Consider the following 1035-nt stretch of genomic DNA (forward strand, 5'->3'; position numbering starts at 1 on the left):
GTGCTTGCGGCAAAGCTCCGAGACCGGCGCGCCCGCCTCGTGCTCCTTCAGAATGCCGATGATCTGTTCGTCTGTAAAACGGTTACGCTTCATTCTCTGGTCCTCTCAATGGGCCAGAGCTTACTTCAAAATGGATTATTTCAACGGGGCAAGGTCACCTGAGACCTTTGGCGAATACGTGTCTGCGCTGGCCAATTCGGCAATGCTGGCGGGGAAAAGACATGCATTCTTGATCTTCGGAATCGACGATGTCACGCACGATATCATTGGCACAAATATAAATTTAAAGAAGGAGAAAAAAGGCAACGTAGCCTTTGAGATGTGGCTGCAGCAAATGCTAGATCCCAAGATAAATGTCTCCTTCGAAACCTGCTTCGTAGACAGCAAGAGAGTTGAAATCGTCTGCATCGAACCTGCGTTCGACCGACCGGTTAGGTTCAACAAAGTTGCGTACATTCGCGTTGGCTCGAATAAGACCAGGCTTGAGAACTATCCCGAAAAGGAGCGAATGCTCTGGGCGCTCACGAATAAACATTCGTACGAAAAAGGACTGGCAGCGACGCATTATACCGCTGAAATGATATTGGATAATTTTTACTGTGAGAAATTCGCAGAGCTTTATTATGGCCCCAAAATCTCAAAGCATCACTTGATCGAGAGCTTGGTTACAGATGGTCTTATCATTAACGATTATCAAGGAGGCTATGACATTACCAACTTGTTCGCGATCTTAGCTGCCAAAAACCTTGGTGATTTCGAAACCGTGAGGAACAAAGCTGCTAGGTGTTTGATCCCGGCATTTGATGGTGCGATATTTTCCAGTGAATGGAAGGATGCACTATGGGCCAGGTTCACCCCGCAAGCGCCACGACGACTGCGGCAGTCCGTCGAGCGATACAGCATAGTCAAGAGAGCCTGAGAGCGCTGGCCAAGCGCTACAGCATCAACCAGAAGACCGTGGCGAAGTGGAAGAAGCGAACTTCGGTCATCGATCTACCGACCGGTCCCAGCGAGCCGAAGTCCACTGTCCTATCG

At 49.4% G+C, this 1035-nt stretch carries 2 protein-coding genes and 1 pseudogene; 2 read left to right on the forward strand and 1 reads right to left on the reverse strand.

Features of this window, described 5'->3' with window-relative positions:
* On the reverse strand, positions 1 to 93 hold a 93-nt coding region (locus GGQ73_RS22775), incomplete at its 3' end, for a transposase (protein WP_183898001.1).
* A 37-nt stretch (positions 94 to 130) separates the two neighbouring features.
* Here GGQ73_RS22775 and GGQ73_RS22780 point away from each other — a divergent pair.
* Together GGQ73_RS22780 and GGQ73_RS22785 are read left to right on the forward strand one after the other, a co-directional pair.
* Entirely contained in the window at positions 131 to 919 is a 789-nt protein-coding gene (locus GGQ73_RS22780; RefSeq protein ID WP_183898002.1) for an AlbA family DNA-binding domain-containing protein, read from the forward strand.
* Positions 841 to 1035: pseudogene (locus GGQ73_RS22785) on the forward strand (IS481 family transposase); the annotation flags it as partial. The gene GGQ73_RS22780 and the pseudogene GGQ73_RS22785, both read left to right, overlap by 79 nt.

It is taken from the genome of Rhizobium skierniewicense (genome assembly GCF_014196515.1).
Taxonomy (GTDB): Bacteria; Pseudomonadota; Alphaproteobacteria; order Rhizobiales; family Rhizobiaceae; genus Agrobacterium; species Agrobacterium skierniewicense.

Coding starts and splice junctions, on each gene's coding strand:
- GGQ73_RS22780 (WP_183898002.1), top strand. CDS start 131: ATGGATTATTTCAACGGGGCAAGGTCACCTGAGACCTTTGGCGAATAC.